This window comes from Peribacillus sp. NPDC006672 (genome assembly GCF_050274955.1).
Classification (GTDB): Bacteria; Bacillota; Bacilli; order Bacillales; family DSM-1321; genus Peribacillus.
On the sequence record NZ_JBNNOR010000002.1, the window covers coordinates 222,730 to 238,303 of the forward strand.

At 39.7% G+C, this 15,574-nt stretch carries 14 protein-coding genes; 8 read left to right on the forward strand and 6 right to left on the reverse strand.

Annotated elements, in window-relative coordinates:
• The first annotated feature begins 166 nt into the window (after nucleotides 1-166).
• Genes ACQKKK_RS04455 through ACQKKK_RS04465 form a run of 3 tightly spaced genes read left to right on the forward strand, consistent with a single transcriptional unit; the run spans nucleotide 167 to nucleotide 3,958 of the window.
• Nucleotides 167-1,300 (forward strand): GerAB/ArcD/ProY family transporter, encoded by a 1,134-nt coding sequence (locus tag ACQKKK_RS04455; RefSeq protein ID WP_427614370.1) that lies wholly within the window; start codon nucleotides 167-169, stop codon nucleotides 1,298-1,300.
• On the forward strand, nucleotides 1,260-2,783 hold the full coding sequence (locus ACQKKK_RS04460; protein WP_427614372.1) for a spore germination protein: 1,524 nt from the start codon (nucleotides 1,260-1,262) through the stop codon (nucleotides 2,781-2,783). Before ACQKKK_RS04455 ends, ACQKKK_RS04460 begins: the two co-directional genes overlap by 41 nt.
• On the forward strand, nucleotides 2,780-3,958 hold the full coding sequence (locus ACQKKK_RS04465) for a Ger(x)C family spore germination protein (protein WP_427614373.1): 1,179 nt from the start codon (nucleotides 2,780-2,782) through the stop codon (nucleotides 3,956-3,958). Before ACQKKK_RS04460 ends, ACQKKK_RS04465 begins: the two co-directional genes overlap by 4 nt.
• A 28-nt stretch (nucleotides 3,959-3,986) precedes the next feature.
• Here the strand turns inward: ACQKKK_RS04465 and fabI are convergent, their stop codons facing one another.
• Nucleotides 3,987-4,760 carry an enoyl-ACP reductase FabI gene (gene fabI, locus ACQKKK_RS04470; protein WP_427614375.1) on the reverse strand — a complete coding sequence of 258 codons (774 nt, stop codon included), beginning with the start codon at nucleotides 4,758-4,760 and terminating at the stop codon, nucleotides 3,987-3,989.
• 135 nt (nucleotides 4,761-4,895) lie between these two features.
• On the reverse strand, nucleotides 4,896-6,236 hold the full coding sequence (gene mgtE, locus ACQKKK_RS04475) for a magnesium transporter (protein ID WP_427614795.1): 1,341 nt from the start codon (nucleotides 6,234-6,236) through the stop codon (nucleotides 4,896-4,898).
• A 145-nt stretch (nucleotides 6,237-6,381) separates the two neighbouring features.
• On the opposite strand from mgtE, the gene prpE reads away from it, so the two are divergent.
• Entirely contained in the window at nucleotides 6,382-7,125 is a 744-nt protein-coding gene (gene prpE / locus ACQKKK_RS04480) for a bis(5'-nucleosyl)-tetraphosphatase PrpE (RefSeq protein ID WP_427614377.1), read from the forward strand.
• An 89-nt stretch (nucleotides 7,126-7,214) separates the two neighbouring features.
• On the opposite strand, the gene ACQKKK_RS04485 is transcribed toward prpE, so the two are convergent.
• The 3 genes from ACQKKK_RS04485 to ACQKKK_RS04495 are packed head-to-tail and all read right to left on the reverse strand — an operon-like array spanning nucleotide 7,215 to nucleotide 9,612.
• A complete protein-coding gene (locus tag ACQKKK_RS04485) occupies nucleotides 7,215-8,129 on the reverse strand; it encodes an RluA family pseudouridine synthase (RefSeq protein ID WP_427614378.1) in 915 nt (304 codons plus the stop codon).
• Between the two features lie 17 nt (nucleotides 8,130-8,146).
• Entirely contained in the window at nucleotides 8,147-8,941 is a 795-nt protein-coding gene (locus ACQKKK_RS04490; protein WP_427614379.1) for an NAD kinase, read from the reverse strand.
• A 50-nt stretch (nucleotides 8,942-8,991) separates the two neighbouring features.
• Nucleotides 8,992-9,612 (reverse strand): GTP pyrophosphokinase, encoded by a 621-nt coding sequence (locus tag ACQKKK_RS04495; RefSeq protein ID WP_061462108.1) that lies wholly within the window; start codon nucleotides 9,610-9,612, stop codon nucleotides 8,992-8,994.
• A 318-nt stretch (nucleotides 9,613-9,930) separates the two neighbouring features.
• On the opposite strand from ACQKKK_RS04495, the gene ACQKKK_RS04500 reads away from it, so the two are divergent.
• The 4 genes from ACQKKK_RS04500 to ACQKKK_RS04515 all read left to right on the forward strand — a co-directional run bounded on the left by ACQKKK_RS04500 (nucleotide 9,931) and on the right by ACQKKK_RS04515 (nucleotide 12,720).
• Entirely contained in the window at nucleotides 9,931-10,509 is a 579-nt protein-coding gene (locus ACQKKK_RS04500; RefSeq protein WP_427614380.1) for a CYTH domain-containing protein, read from the forward strand.
• 22 nt (nucleotides 10,510-10,531) lie between these two features.
• The gene (locus tag ACQKKK_RS04505) at nucleotides 10,532-11,191 is read left to right on the forward strand and encodes a lytic transglycosylase domain-containing protein (protein ID WP_427614381.1); all 660 of its coding nucleotides are present in this window, start codon (nucleotides 10,532-10,534) and stop codon (nucleotides 11,189-11,191) included.
• A gap of 234 nt (nucleotides 11,192-11,425) precedes the next feature.
• Entirely contained in the window at nucleotides 11,426-11,830 is a 405-nt protein-coding gene (locus ACQKKK_RS04510) for a globin (protein ID WP_427614382.1), read from the forward strand.
• Entirely contained in the window at nucleotides 11,827-12,720 is an 894-nt protein-coding gene (locus ACQKKK_RS04515; RefSeq protein WP_427614384.1) for a ClpXP adapter SpxH family protein, read from the forward strand. Before ACQKKK_RS04510 ends, ACQKKK_RS04515 begins: the two co-directional genes overlap by 4 nt.
• A 947-nt stretch (nucleotides 12,721-13,667) precedes the next feature.
• Here the strand turns inward: ACQKKK_RS04515 and pepF are convergent.
• The gene (pepF, locus tag ACQKKK_RS04520; RefSeq protein ID WP_427614385.1) at nucleotides 13,668-15,485 is read right to left on the reverse strand and encodes an oligoendopeptidase F; all 1,818 of its coding nucleotides are present in this window, start codon (nucleotides 15,483-15,485) and stop codon (nucleotides 13,668-13,670) included.
• Nucleotides 15,486-15,574: the final 89 nt, after the last annotated feature.

A 15,574-nucleotide genomic window follows, 5' to 3' on the forward strand; every position in this document is an offset into this window, starting at 1 on the left:
TATGCTGATTCTCCCAAACAATGAATATCTGCTCTATGTATCATTTATATGAAATTCACCCTTTTTTATGCTTGAGATTTAAAAAAGGATTGGAAACCTATTTTGGATATGTTAGGGATTAATGGAGAAAACTAAAGATATTGATTTATTAAAGGAGTATATGAAGATGAAAAAAAATGGAAAGATTTCAACCGTACAACTATCTTTAATCATGATGACGGCTGTCGGCTTGAAAAATCATGTAACGATTCTTCCTCATTTGTTACGGGCGGCCAAAAGGGATGCGTGGATTTCAGTTCTACTTGCTTTAGGCCTAATTTTGATTTGGTGTTTTCTCTTATTCTATATCCATAAAGCCACAGGCCAGACAAATATATTTGTCTGGGTGGAAAAAAATATTGGGAAGGTAACAGGCTGGATTTTATCCATTGCCATGAGTCTCTTTTTCGCTGCTTTGGCTGCGATTTCATTAAAAGAGATGGTTGTATGGACAAAGATTTCCTATTTGCCCATAACTCCTCCGATATTTGAAATCATCTTATTTACTGGCTTATGCTTTTTCCTTGCCTCAACAAACATACAAACGATCGCTATTGTAAACACATTTGTATTGATGGCCGTCCTTGTTTTTGGCTTTTTTGTTGCAATCACGAACTTACAATTTAAAGATTATTCACTTTTGAAACCCATCCTTGAAAATGGATGGTCCCCTGTCTTTGCAGGTATTATTTATCCCTTGTCTGGCCTTATCGAATTGATTGTCATACTTTTTATGCAGCAAAAAGTTCATGGAAAACTAAAATTCAAGGTTTTTACTATAAATACTATCCTCCTTACATGGCTTATTCTTGGGCCGCTTATTGGCTCCATTATAGAATTCGGCCCAGTCGAAGCCGCAAGGCAAAAGTATCCTGCCTTTGAGCAATGGGGATTAGTCACATTAGGAAGATTCATTGAGCATCTTGATTTCTTGTCGATTTATCAATGGTTAACAGGAGCCTTTATTCGCGTTTCCTTTTTCCTATTTTTATCACTCGAAGTGCTATCCATTAAAAAAAAGCGAAACCAAATCATATTGCTCCTAGCCTATTCTATTTTCCTTATCATTTCTAATTCATTTAACTTCAGCGATGTTGTTTTATATTCCTTTATAAAAACATTTGTTTTGCCGATTACCTTTTATTTCTTATTAGCCGTTTCCATCCTTTTAAGTTTATTTGTTTTCTTTAGTAACCGAAGAAAAAGGAGGTCCACATCCGATGTTCAAAAAAAAGAACCGACAATCACCCAGTCCGAATAGGAAACCAGAAAAACCTGATAAACTCGTGATAAAAAATGAATCCGATTTAAAAGAAATCTTTCAAAACTCAGGAGATGTTTTTTTTCAAACCAGTGTATATCGTAATGAGTCACCGATAAAAATTACCGTAATGGGATGTGAAGGGCTTGTCGATACTGAATTATTAAATAATCTCGTATTTGAAAGGCTAACATTATTTTTCGAAAAATATCCAAGAGGGAAAATAACAATTGATGCAATAAAAGCTTCACTTCATCTTCCACAGCTTACTGAAGTGAATACCAAGGAAGAGTTGTTCGCAGATATCTACTCTGGAAGATTGTTGCTTTACTTAGAGGAATTCAGTTTTTTATTATCTGTAAACATAGCAAACCGCCCTCAACGTAATCCAGAGGAAACAGCGTCAGAATCAACGATAAAAGGACCGAGAGATAATTTTATTGAAGATTTGTCCATCAATGTGGCCTTAATTAGGAAGAGAATGCGTACAAATTCTTTAAGTGTAAAATATTTCGAAGTGGGCAGGCGAACTTTGACTAAAGTCGCTGTTTTATATATGGATGATATCACTGATCCAGATATGGTTCAGCAAATCACCAAAAAGATTGAAGCAATTGATATAGATGGAATATTTGGAGGAAATCAGTTTATGGTGTTAATTGAAGAACAGCCCTCCATGCTCTTCCCAAGGCATGACTATTCAGGTAAGCCTGACTTTGCCGTCCAATGCCTATTAAAAGGCAGGATCTTAATTTTAATTGACGGGGTTGCCTATACGATGATCACCCCAATCAACCTTTTTATTGTGTTAAAAACATCGGAAGACAATGAATTCACGTCTATCTATGCTTCCTTTGAAAGGGCTCTTCGACTTTTTGGCATTTTCGTCGCTGCTCTTTTACCAGGTTTTTGGGTGGCTTTAACCACCTTTCATCAAGATCAGCTTCCTTTAATCTTGTTGGCTACCGTTGTCGAGTCCAGAAGAGGATTGCCCCTTCCTACCGCAATTGAAGCCATTACGATGGTCATCGTCTTTGAAATATTCAAAGAAGCCGGGATGCGATTACCTACGTCGATTGGTCCAACATTAAGTGTATTGGGCGCTTTAATTATTGGGGATGCGGCGATACGTTCCGGTTTAACAAGTCCTGCCATGCTTGTTGTGATTGCAGGCTCAGCTGTAGCTACTTTTACACTCGTAAATCAATCGATCATTGGGGTCATTAGCTTAATTAGGCTGGTTGCTATTATTTCCGCCTCTTTTTTAGGTCTTTTCGCATTCATACTTTTAGCGCTATTCCTCTGTGCGTATGTGAGTAATATACGAATATTAGGCGTTCCCTACATGGAAGTATCCGCCAACTTAAGTTGGTCCAATGTTGCAAAAACCCTTTTTCGGGTTCCTCCCTTTTTGGATAAAAAACGCCCTTCTATCTTTTCTTCTAAAGACCCCACGAAGAAAGGCGATGATGGAAAAAAATGAGGTACAAATTCATTCTAATACTATTATGTGTTGCCGTACTCTCTGGTTGCTGGGATTCAAATGAACCTGAACGACTTGTTTATGCAAATGGATTAGGGGTCGATTATAAAGACGGAAAGATCGTCGTTCACCTTCAAATCATTAATATGCAAGGGCTGGCAAAATCCGAATCAGGTGGAGATCCCAGTTCCCTAAACGCTGCAGATGTCGGAAGTGCTACTGGAAATACTCTCGATGAAGCCTTGTTTAATTTATATCATACGTCAGACCGGCGTATTTATTGGGGACATCTTTCTTTTGTTATTTTATCGGAAGAAGCCATTAAAACTGGCAACTTCAAATATACGCTTGATTTATTGGACCGTTATCGCGAAACACGCTACCGAATTTACTTTTATATGACTAAGGGTCCGGTTAAAGATGCCATGCTTATTTCCCCTATCGAAAACATTTCCATGGCTTTTTCAAAATTAAGCGATCCAAAGGGGAACTATAATCAAAGCTCTTTTATCCCACCGATAAATTTAAGAGAGATTCTCATTGAGCTGAACGAACCTGCTCATTACGTTTCAATTCCCCAACTAAAGATTACGGAGCAATGGACCGGGCAGAAAGAAAAAAAGAAGGCTTTATTAATGGAAAACATCGCTATTATTTCAGAAAATAAAATAAAGGCCATTCTGCCTAAAAAGGTGATGAATGGTGCAAGATTAGTGAACGAACAATTTGTTCGTGATAACGTTAACCTTTTCTCTGGAACGGAAAGAAGCACGTCAGTTATTGTGTACGGTAGGAAGACTAAGATAACACCTATCGTAGAAAAAAACGGAAAAGTTCGTTTTCATATAAAAATGAAGATTAAAGCAAGTGTTGACATGTTGAAAAGGAACATAACACGCAAAGAATATGAAAAAGAGTTAATACGCTCTATCAAGGAAGAAATAAATTACACATATCAATATACACAAAAAAGAGGGCTGGACCTGTTTAGGTTATCGAAAACACTTTATCGAGAGGATATTAAAAAATGGAAAAAAATCGAAACAGGAGGACGGATCCCTTTAGATGAAGATTCGATTAAGTCGATTAAGATTGAAGTACTTCTTCAAGATACCGGAAAACAAACATTAACACCGATCTTTGAAGAACAGGATGATAAAAGTTCAAAAAATTAAAAAGGGGACCTTAAAGAGTCCCCTTTTATCATCCCATTATATGATAACCCGAATCCACATGGATATTTTCCCCGGTAACTCCGCGGGACATGTCACTTAATAAAAATACCGCCGTATCCCCTACTTCTTCCGGAGTCGTTGTACGACGGAGCGGTGCTTCTTCTTCAATCTTTTTCAAGATTGTATTGAAGTCCCGGACACCTTTAGCGGATAGGGTACGGATTGGACCGGCTGAGATTGCATTCACTCGAATGTTATCTTTACCAAGATCACTTGAAAGGTAACGGACATTGGCTTCAAGTGACGCCTTAGCCACTCCCATTACATTATAATTCGGCATGACACGTTCACCGCCAAGATACGTCATCGTGACAATGCTGCCACCTTCCGGCATGATTTCTTTCGCAGCTTTAGCTACAGCAGTTAAAGAGAACGAACTGATATTATGGGCAAGCAAGAACCCTTCACGGCTCGTGTTGACGAACTCTCCGTCAAGTTCCTCCTTGTTGGCGAAAGCCACACAATGTGCTACACCATGGATGACTTCCACCTTTTCCTTTATTGTTGCAAAGCACTTTTCGATATCCTCGTCCTTCGTTACATCACATTGTAAAATCAAGGAAGACTCCCCTTCCAATGTGGAAGAAAGTTCCCTAACGCTTTTTTCTGTACGATCTTTTCCGTAGGTGAATATCAGCTTTGCACCTGCTTTATGTAAGGAACGGGCAACTCCCCAAGCAATACTTCTTTTATTCGCTACACCCATAATGACAAACGTTTTTCCCTCTAATGAAAAAGTCATCGTATGTGACCTCCTATTTTTAATACAAGTTATTAGTACCTGCTACTAATGACAGTATACCAAATTTCCTCTGATAAAAACACCGTTTTCTGAAGTCCCTTTGGAATATCGCTTCCCGAAAAGGTCTGCTTTAACTTATAGTAAATAACCCATGAATAATGTAGCTAATCCAAAATAAATCAGAACACTGATAATGTCATTGATGGTTGTAATGAAGGGTCCGGAGGCTACCGCTGGGTCAATCTTCATTTTATGCATGAGGAGCGGTACAAGCGATCCCGCGAGTGTGGCAACTATTAAAGTAATGAAAATCGATATTCCAACCAATAAACCCAGTATTAGATCATCTTGCCAAATATATACAATCAAAATGATGGCTGTTCCACATGTCAGGCCAGTGATGAGGCCAGTCCCCGCCTCCCGCATGACGAGCTTCCACTTGCTTGCCTGCTCCAATTCCCCTGTTGCAATTCCCCGTACCGCCACTGCCAATGCTTGTGTTCCGGTATTGCCAGCCATACCGCCAATCAATGGAATAAATACAGCCAGGATCGCTTTTTGGCTAAGTGTCTCCTCGAAACGGCCAATCAGGCTAGCCGTCAATAAGCCTAAGAACAAGAGAATGATCAACCATGGCAACCGTTTTTTTGCAGCAGAAAAGGGACTCTTATCAACATGATCGAGATTTGGTACGCCCGCTAATTTAGAATAATCATCGGATGCCTCTTCATCCATGACATCAATGATATCATCAACTGTAATGATCCCTAACAAATGGTTTTGAAAATCAACGACCGGCACGGCAAGGAAATTATAGTCCCTTATTTTACGCGCAACCTCTTCCTGGTCTTCAGATACAGGTACGGATACTACCCGGTCATCCATTAGATCACCAATTAAAGCATCTTCATCAGCTATGATCAATGTCCTGAGCGATAAGACACCAAGAAGCTTCTTATCCAGATCGGTAACGAACACATAATATATCGTCTCCGCTTGCGGAGCTTCCCTTTTTAAGATCTGCATGGCTGATCGAGCCGTTTCGTTTGCTTCAATGGCGATGAACTCTGTCGTCATGATGCTTCCTGCTGTATACTCTTCATAGTTTAGAAGCTCTTGGATTTCACTTGCCGCTTCATTATCCATGATGGTCAAATAGCTGACGGCCTGCTCATCATTAATTTCATTTAGGACGTCAGCCGCATCATCCGCATACATATGGGAAAGCATATCAGCTACGTAAGAAGGATTCATTTCAGCCAGCAGGCTTTCGAAATCCTCTTTATCTATTTCAATATTTTCAAAAAGGCCAGCCATTTCTTCCGGTGACAAATATCTGTATACGACGGATCTGAATTCATCTGACAAGCTTGTATAAAATTGAGCCTGATCATATGGATGCATTTCAAGGAACTCCGTACGGAACTGATCTAGATTTTCCGTTTTAAGCGCTTCAAGCAAAAGCTCGTTATTCATTTGAACACTTTCCCGTTCCTTCATTTCTTCCATAACATACACCTCCTAAAACATATTTTTTCATTTCCTCGTTTATATTTTATTTTTTTAAATAATACTATACTAATACCATAAACATATACAAAACAAACAAAGGGTGTGTCAAATGAACATCGATATCATAGGGGACATTCATGGATGTTTCGCCGAATTCAAACAGTTGACGGAAAAAATGGGCTATACATGGGATACTGGGATTCCTGTCCATCCCTCTGGAAGGATTCTCGGCTTTGTAGGGGATTTAACCGATCGCGGCCCTAATTCCCTTCAAGTAATCGAGGTTGTCCATGAATTAGTCATTAACCAAAATATTGCAAGGTATGCCCCAGGAAACCATTGCAATAAATTGTATCGTTATTTTTCAGGCAATAAAGTTCAAATATCACATGGTTTAGAGACTACAGTAGCTGAATATGAATCCCTAAACATTCGGGAGCAGAAGAAGATCCGAAAAAAATTCATGGATCTGTATGAACGTTCCCCACTCTATCAACTTATTGATGATGGGCGATTGATCATTGCCCATGCGGGAATTCGCAGTGATTATATTGGTCAATATAGCAGTAAGGTAAAAACCTTTGTCCTCTATGGTGATATCAATGGCTCCAAACATCCAGATGGGTCTCCGGTCAGGAAGGACTGGGCTCAATCCTACAAAGGGGAAATATGGATCGTGTATGGTCATACGCCAGTCCCTGAAGCAAGACGAGTCAATCATACTTACAATATTGATACAGGCTGCGTCTTCGGCGGAAAATTAACAGCTGTCCGTTATCCTGAAATGGATCTTCAAGAGGTGCCTTCAACCATGCCATATATAGCGGAAAAATTCAGGACTTCTTTTGATTAACCAAAAAAACTCGCCATCTTGGTGAGTTTTTTTGCGTCTATGAATTTTTGCATAATCTTGTTTTCGGTTTGATGCGGGCCGGTTTAAAATCAGGAATCCCAGCCTATACTTCCCTCGAGCAATCGGGTCATATCTTCAGGTAACTCTTCTTGAAACAACATCATCTTCTTTGTGAAAGGATGTAAAAATTTCAATTCAAAACAATGAAGGGCCTGCCGAGGAATACCTCTCCTGTTCCCTCCATATAAATCATCACCAGCCAAGGGGTGACCGATATAGGCCATATGGACCCTTATTTGATGTGTCCTCCCTGTTTGTAGTTCCAAATTGAGGAATGTGTGGGACCCAGTGTGTGCTAATACCTTAAATAGAGTACAGGCATACCGGCCATCGTACCTGACTTCCCGTTCAATGATGCTGGTCGATTTTCGGCCGATTGGCGCCACTATCTCCCCATCAGGTCCATCAACGAGTCCTTCGGCTATGGCTTGGTATCTCCGTTTAACCTGTCCTGATTTTTGTTGTTCACTTAAAAGGTGATGAATATGCCGATGCTTGGCAATTAAAACCAACCCCGATGTGTCGCGGTCAAGCCTTGTAACAATATGTATCGTTGCCTGTAACCCCATCTTCTTATAATATCCCGCCAAGCCATTGGCCAGACTGCCGTTGGGATGCTCCCGGGAAGGAATGGTATTCATGGAAGGAGGCTTGGCCACCACCAATACAAATTCATCTTCATACCTGACATTCAGGGGGATGGGTTCAGGCAAAAGGCCTTCACTTGCCTGCTCCGGCGGAAATATGACGGTGACGATGTCGCCGGTTTCAATCCGTTCCCTTACGTTCACTTCTTCGCCGTTCAACTGGATATATCCACCTTTAAACTTAATATCCGTTAATGCTCGTTTTGAAATATCGCATTTGCTGAGAAACTCTCGCAATAAAGAGCCAGAATCCTCTTCAAAAACCGACCAGGTCAAAGAAAAATTTTGATTTGACATGAGGTGAGTCTATCTCCTTAGTTAGCAATAAATGAATCATGCACTCTTTTCCAGAAAGGAAAAGGGCGGAATCTAGCAAATCGGATCTTTTCATCTGCAACTCGGCACTGTATCGACTTGACGTCTTCTTGAAGCAGGGTCAAATGATCGATCGTAATTTGAAAATTGACAGCATTGACCGGCCGGAACATACATGTATGATGTGCCGGCAGCAGCAGAGGCGATCCGACCGTCCTAAACACCCGGTTATTAATGGATGCCAATTCGGTAATCTGAATGGCATCGATTGATGGATGGACGATGGCTCCACCAAGTGCCTTATTATAAGCCGTACTTCCAGATGGCGTCGCTATGCATAAACCATCTCCGCGGAACGTCTCAAAATGCTGGCCGCGTATTTCAACATCCATGACAAGCGTCCCTTCAACACTTTTGACTGTCGATTCATTCAAAGCCAAAAATCTGGTTTCGCGTCCTCCATGCTGATAACGGACGATTGTTTCGAGCAGTGGATACTCCACTACTTGAAATGGGGTTTTTGCTAAAGCTATCACTAATTTTTCAATTTCATCAGGGGTCCAATCTGCATAAAAACCAAGATGTCCTGTATGTACACCAACAAAGGCGGTTTTATCCAATCTATTCCTATAACGGTGAAAAGCATATAATAATGTGCCATCACCACCGACAGAAATGACAATATCCGGCTGATCTTCGTCATATTCCAAATGAAAGTCCTGAAGATACGTTCGCATCCTTTGCATTAAAGTATTTGATTTCGCATCTCCTTTTGACGTAATCGCAAATTTCATGTAATCCCACCTTACAATTTAGATTTCTTCTTGCTTACCCATTTATGCGTTTAAGAATCTTTCTTCCTGGAAAAAAGACGCTGTGCTTCCTGGATTTCCGTACGGATTTGCGACATCTCTGCATCAAGCAGGAAGGCCGCTTCAGCTGCGCGTTTTAGCCGCAGTTGAATATCTTCCGGAAAAATGCCTTTATATTTATAATTTAAAGAATGTTCAATCGTAGCCCAAAAATTCATTGCAAGTGTCCTGATTTGAATTTCGGCAAGTATATTTTTTTCGCCATGGATCGTCTGGACCGGGTAGCGGATGACAACATGATAAGAACGGTAGCCGCTTGCTTTTTTATGGGAAATATAATTCCTCTCCTCGACTATTTCAAAGTCATTGCGACCTCGTAAAAGTTCAACTACCTGTTCGATATCATCCACGAACTGGCACATCATGCGAAGTCCTGCAATATCCTGAATTTCGGTTCCCAATTTATCAATGGCAATATCTTTCTGACTCGCCTTATCCAAAATGCTGACAATCGGCTTTACCCTGCCTGTTACAAATTCGATCGGTGAGTGAATATTCTCTCTCTCAAACTGTTTCCTTAATCCCTTTAGCTTAACCTTTAATTCTTCGACAGCCTGTGTATAAGGCGCCAAGAAATCGTCCCAACTCTCCATTGCCACACCACCTATATCTATCTAAAAAGCGTCTGTTCAACTCTGGTATGGGCAGAACGCTCTCCTATATCCAGCAGTCCATGACATACTGCCAATTCACCACTGGATCCCTTGAATCTTTCTCTAAAACAAAAGTATGTATTAATTTCTCTATATACGGTAATCCACTTCCCGTGTTCACCGTTTTTATTTTATCATATCCTGCAATTGATTCCTAAATATTCAAGTACAATAGCAAAAAATTATTGCATTCAATTTGACAGCTGGAATGGTTCTTATATGATTAACCTAAGATATCAGTCAGAAAGGAAGGAACACATGAGCCAGCATATTGAAATTGAGTTTAAAAACCTTTTGAACGAAAACGAATTTCGTCAATTGATCGATTATTTTCATATCGGGGCCCAGAACTTTAAATCACAGAAAAATCATTACTTCGATACATTCGAATTCCATTTGAAAAGTCTGGACTCTGCGCTTAGGATCCGGGAGAAAAATGGCCGGTACGAGCTGACTTTAAAACAGCCTGCTACAGAAGGATTATTAGAAACAAATCAAGATATCTCTAAAGAAACCGCTTATGCGTTTCTGAATCAAAACACTTTCCCAGAAGGGGAGATCCAACAGCTTATCATTGAATGCGGAATTAATCCAAAGGACCTTACCTGTTTTGGGACACTAAAGACCGACCGTTATGAATTCCCTTACAAAGAGGGTTTACTTGTTTTAGATCATAGTTCGTATTTGAATCAGGAAGATTTCGAGCTTGAATATGAAGTGACGGATGCAAAAGCCGGTAAAGAAAATTTCCTGACTCTCCTTGAAACCCTTCAAATTCCGGAAAGAGAAACCGAAAATAAAGTTAAGAGGTTTTATCGCGCCAAATTCCAGGAATAATCTGTTTGAACCATATTCGGAGGTGGAAAATTTGATAATCCAAGATTTCAAGACTTTAATGGAATTGCAGGCAATCCAGCAATTCACAAATCGAAACATCACAAAAACTGATTCATCTCGATCCGTTTTCCAGGACATGCTGACGGAACTGGTTTCGAGTGATGCTCTTAAAGGCACTTCGCAGAAATTAGGTTCCTTATTATCCAATGTGGAAGCGGAAACGAAGTCCTTTCTTCAATCCAGCAGGCTGACATCCAATAACCAGATAGCCGCTTCCCATACTAACGATGAGACCAGCGAAGCCGCCACAAATTACGATCAAATCATCAGCCAGGCGGCCAGCTTGTATAATCTCCCGGAAAAACTGATTAAGTCGGTCATTAAACAAGAATCGAACTTTAACCCTGAAGCAACCAGTTATGCTGGTGCAACTGGCCTTATGCAGTTAATGCCCGCAACTGCAAGGAGCCTGGGAGTTAATGATGCAACCGACCCTGAACAAAACATCATGGGCGGTAGTAAATATTTAAGTCAAATGATGGCCCGTTATGACGGGGACATCAAGGTTGCCCTTGCTGCTTATAATGCCGGACCAGGAAACGTAGATAAATATAATGGAATTCCACCCTTCAAAGAAACTCAAAATTATGTCCAAAAAGTATATGGCACATTTTCAAGCTAATGAAAGCTGACCCTAATATTTTAATGGGTCAGTTTTTTTCATATGTGCACATATATTTCTTAACCCCAAACCGCACAAAAGTTAAAGCCCCCAAAAAGCGGTCTTTTCCGTTCATTCCCCTGTGTCATACTACAGATGTAAAATTTTCTTCAAGCTATATATTTGTTATATTAGTACGTCATTGATAAAATATGTATAAATATCAACCATCTTTCTTTAAAAGGAGTAATCAACATGATGCAAGGGAACCCTACACCATATGAATTAATTGGAGAAGGGCAATTACACAGGTTAATTGATGTGTTTTACTCCAACGTTAGTCAACACCCGGATCTGATGCCGATTTTCCCTGACGATTTAACAGAAACGGTCCGTAAGCAAAAACAATTTATGACTCAATATTTAGGTGGTCCCACTTTATATACTGAAGAACATGGCCATCCTATGTTGCGGGCTCGACATATACCTTTTGAAATTACGCCAGAACGTGCGAAGGCATGGCTCTCATGCATGTATCAAGCTATGGACGAAGTGGGCCTTGAGGGTGAAATAAGGGAGTTTTTCTATCATCGCCTTTTTTTGACGGCACAGCATATGATCAATACATCCGGTACTGACGGGAAAGGAGAAGGCAGTTGAGCGCACAAAAACCAGTTTTCAATATTTCCGATTGGATCAAGACACAGCATTGTTATGATATAGGAAAAAAGCCAATTGAAATTTATGTTTTTGTTGATCCGCTTTGTCCCGAATGCTGGGGCTTAGAACCGATTATTAGAAAATTACAGATAGAATATGGCCAATTATTCAGTTTACGCCATGTTTTAAGCGGTAAAATCGATTCTCTTAATATGGGGAAAAATAAAAATTATGAAAACCTTGCTCATGTTTGGGAAAAGACAGCCAGCCGCTCGGGAATGTCCTGTGACGGTAGCCTTTGGTCTGAAAACCCAATCTCTTCTCCATATACAGCTTCCATCGCAATAAAAGCAGCGGAATTGCAGGGCCGTAAATTGGCCATTCGCTTTTTAAGGCAGCTTCAAGAATATGTATTCATTGGGAAAAAGGATATATCCAATATCGAGGTCTTGACCGAGTGTGCCAAAAAGGTTGAACTGGATGTGGAGGAATTCCTTGATGACATCAATTCTTCCAGTGCAGCCAAAGGTTTTCAGTGTGACTTGAAAATAACCAGCGAAATGGAAGTGACTGAAATACCTTCCCTTGTCTTTTTCAATCAAAATATTGAAGAAGAGGGAATAAAAGTTTCAGGTGTCTATTCTTACGAGGTATATGTTCAAATTTTAGAAGATATGCTTAATGGTCTTCCCGCCCCTGCAAAACCACCCTCTATCGAAGAGTTTTTAAGCTGTTTCAAACTGGTGGCAACCAAGGAAATCGAAACGGTTTATAATATGAATAAGAATAACGTCGAGTTGGAAATGAAGAAACTTGTTTTAAAACAGTTGGCTGAGAAAATTCCAGCAAAATACGGGACGTTTTGGAGATATACAAAGAAGCAGTCATGATTTTGACTGCTTCTTTGCTATAAAAAGGGAAAAACCATGCAAATCAAATGATTGCATGGTTTTTTTATAGAAATAAGGGGATGGGAGAAATTTTTTCACGATCCAAACAAAGGGGTATAAGTTTGTTTGTGATTTACTTCACAATAAATAATATAACAGATAATCCATTTATGTTTCAACTATATGTATAACTTTTCACAAATTGTTCATAATATATATTTTTCTATTTTTTGATCATCCCTTAGATGAATTGTAAAAAAAGAGTCTATTTTTGATTTAAAGATTTATTCCTATCTTCTTTCAGATTGATTTCTGAAATGTAGGGATATCATCAAATTGTGAAAAATTTCACAATCCAATGGAGATCCTTTCTTTTTATATCTACCATTTCTTCACTTTTTTCCCAACCGGCCTTATTCCACTATTCAACAACATGAAAAAACCCCAGCAAATCGCGAAATTTGTTGGGGTTTTCATCTATTTATACGAAAAAGGGGATGGGAGAAATTTCACGACGAACAAACAAAGGGGTATATGTTTGGGATGTGATAACTTCTATATCTGTACTATATCAGAATATCCACTTTAATTGCAAGAACTTTGTGCGCATTTTCACATTATTGTCATATTCTTAGAATACTGCTTATTCTTAAACATAAAATCTAAAAAGGAGCAGAAGATCGTTTCCTGCAGCCAGGTTGGAGGTGACCAAATTGAAAGGCTTTATTCTACTCATACTCTTGATAGGGTCGCTATTCGTCCAGCTACTCGGTATCATGCACCTTATTCCCCTATATTTCACCTCCCCAATTTTATTTTTTGTTTTCTTCATTATTCTTCACAGCTTAAATCAAAGAAATCGCTTTAAAGGATTATAACGGATATCCAAATAAGAGAAAAAGGGACCGAAGCCGCTTGAACTGCGCCGCTCGGGTCCCTTTCGCATCCTATTTATTCAACAGCTCTTCCAACTCATTTAATTTTTCTTCGAATACATTCATGGCTTCTTGTACAGGCTCGGCTTTTGTCATATCGACCCCTGCCTTTTTTAGTACTTCAATCGGATAATCAGAACTTCCTGATTTCAGGAACTCCAGATACCTTTTGACAGCAGGCTCTCCTTCTTCAAGGATTTGCTTGCTTAATGCTGTTGCTGCACTGATTCCGGTCGCATATTGATAAACATAGTAATTATAGTAGAAGTGTGGAATACGTGCCCATTCCAAACCTATTTCTTCATCAATGGTCACATTCTCACCAAAGTATTTCTTGTTCAGCTCATAATATTCCTTAGTTAGCATTTCGGCTGTCAACGCTTCCCCATTTTGAGCTTTTAAATGTATGGTATGTTCAAACTCTGCAAACATCGTTTGGCGGAACAATGTTGCACGGAAACCTTCTAAATAATGATTCAATAAATAGATACGTTTCTTTTCATCCTCGATTGTATTCAGTAAGTAATCATTCAACAGGTTTTCATTACACGTCGATGCAACTTCCGCTACGAATATAGAATAATTCCCGTATGGATAAGGCTGATATTTACGCGTATAGTAGCTATGGACCGAATGCCCAAACTCATGAACGAGCGTGAATAAATTATTGACGTTATTTTGCCAGTTCATTAAAATATATGGATTCGTCCCGTATGTACCAGAAGAATAGGCACCGCTTCGTTTCCCTTTGTTTTCATGTACATCGACCCAACGGTTTTCAAATCCCTCTTTCAAAACATTCAAATAGTCCTCCCCAAGCGGAGCAAGCCCCTTTAGGACATAATCTTTGGCCTCCTCATATGTCACTTCCATCTTCACTTCTTTAACAAGCGGGGTGAATAGATCATACATATGAAGTTCTTCTAATCCTAGTACTTTTTTACGTAAATCAAGATAACGGTGCAGTAACGGCAAGCTATCATTGACTGTTTTAACGAGATTATCGTATACTGTCTCCGGAATGTTATTGCTACTTAAAGCTGCTTGGCGTGCTGATTCATATTTTCGGACTGTGGCATTGAAATTATGGTTTTTCACCTCACCTGACAGGGTTGAAGCAAATGTATTACGGAACTCACCATACTTGCTGTATACCCCTTTAAATGCCTCCTCACGTACACGGCGATCTTCACTCTCAAGAAAACTGATATACCTTCCATGAGTTATTTCCACTTCATTTCCCTCTTCATCCTTGATGGTCGGGAATTTCAAATCTGCATTGTTAAGCATACCGAACGTATTGCCTGAGGCATCGAGTACTTCTGAAGCTTGTGCCAATAATTCTTCCTGCTCGGCAGATAGGATATGGGGTCTCTGAAGATTAATTTCCTCTAATGAATGTTTATATAATTTCAATTCTTCCTTTTCTTCCAAAAACCCTTCCACTTTGCTTTCATCAATACTCAATAGCTCAGGAACCATATATGAAAACGCAGCCGCTGCCTGGGCGTATAAAGCTTTTGCCCGATCTTCCATCCCTTGATAAAAAGGATTGGTTGTATCTTGATCATTGCGCATATGTGAATAAGAATAAACTTTCCCTAGCTTCTCAAATAATTCATCCTGGAGTTGAAGGGCCGAAAATAACTTTTCTGCGCTTTCGCCCAAAGTCCCTTTATGTCCCTCCGCTTTCTTAAGATCTTCTTTTACTGCCTTGAAAGCAACTTCCCAATCTTCTTCGGTGGCGAAGATATCTTCCAGTCTCCAAGTATCTTCCGCAGCTATTTCACTTCTTGAGGGTAATGCATTCACTTTTGTTTCCTGTGCCATTAAAATTCCTCTCCATTCTATAGAAAACTCGCATTCAGCGTCCAATCGCCAAACCTGATTGGACGCTGCAATGCTTCATACAGCTTCAT

Bases quoted from the DNA above. Each gene is read 5' to 3' on its own strand.
- ACQKKK_RS04455 (WP_427614370.1), top strand. From the start codon at position 167: ATGAAAAAAAATGGAAAGATTTCAACCGTACAACTATCTTTAATCATG.
- ACQKKK_RS04460 (WP_427614372.1), top strand. From the start codon at position 1,260: ATGTTCAAAAAAAAGAACCGACAATCACCCAGTCCGAATAGGAAACCA.
- ACQKKK_RS04465 (WP_427614373.1), top strand. From the start codon at position 2,780: ATGAGGTACAAATTCATTCTAATACTATTATGTGTTGCCGTACTCTCT.
- fabI (WP_427614375.1), bottom strand. From the start codon at position 4,760: ATGACTTTTTCATTAGAGGGAAAAACGTTTGTCATTATGGGTGTAGCG.
- mgtE (WP_427614795.1), bottom strand. From the start codon at position 6,236: ATGAATAACGAGCTTTTGCTTGAAGCGCTTAAAACGGAAAATCTAGAT.
- prpE (WP_427614377.1), top strand. From the start codon at position 6,382: ATGAACATCGATATCATAGGGGACATTCATGGATGTTTCGCCGAATTC.
- ACQKKK_RS04485 (WP_427614378.1), bottom strand. From the start codon at position 8,129: ATGTCAAATCAAAATTTTTCTTTGACCTGGTCGGTTTTTGAAGAGGAT.
- ACQKKK_RS04490 (WP_427614379.1), bottom strand. From the start codon at position 8,941: ATGAAATTTGCGATTACGTCAAAAGGAGATGCGAAATCAAATACTTTA.
- ACQKKK_RS04495 (WP_061462108.1), bottom strand. From the start codon at position 9,612: ATGGAGAGTTGGGACGATTTCTTGGCGCCTTATACACAGGCTGTCGAA.
- ACQKKK_RS04500 (WP_427614380.1), top strand. From the start codon at position 9,931: ATGAGCCAGCATATTGAAATTGAGTTTAAAAACCTTTTGAACGAAAAC.
- ACQKKK_RS04510 (WP_427614382.1), top strand. From the start codon at position 11,426: ATGATGCAAGGGAACCCTACACCATATGAATTAATTGGAGAAGGGCAA.
- pepF (WP_427614385.1), bottom strand. From the start codon at position 15,485: ATGGCACAGGAAACAAAAGTGAATGCATTACCCTCAAGAAGTGAAATA.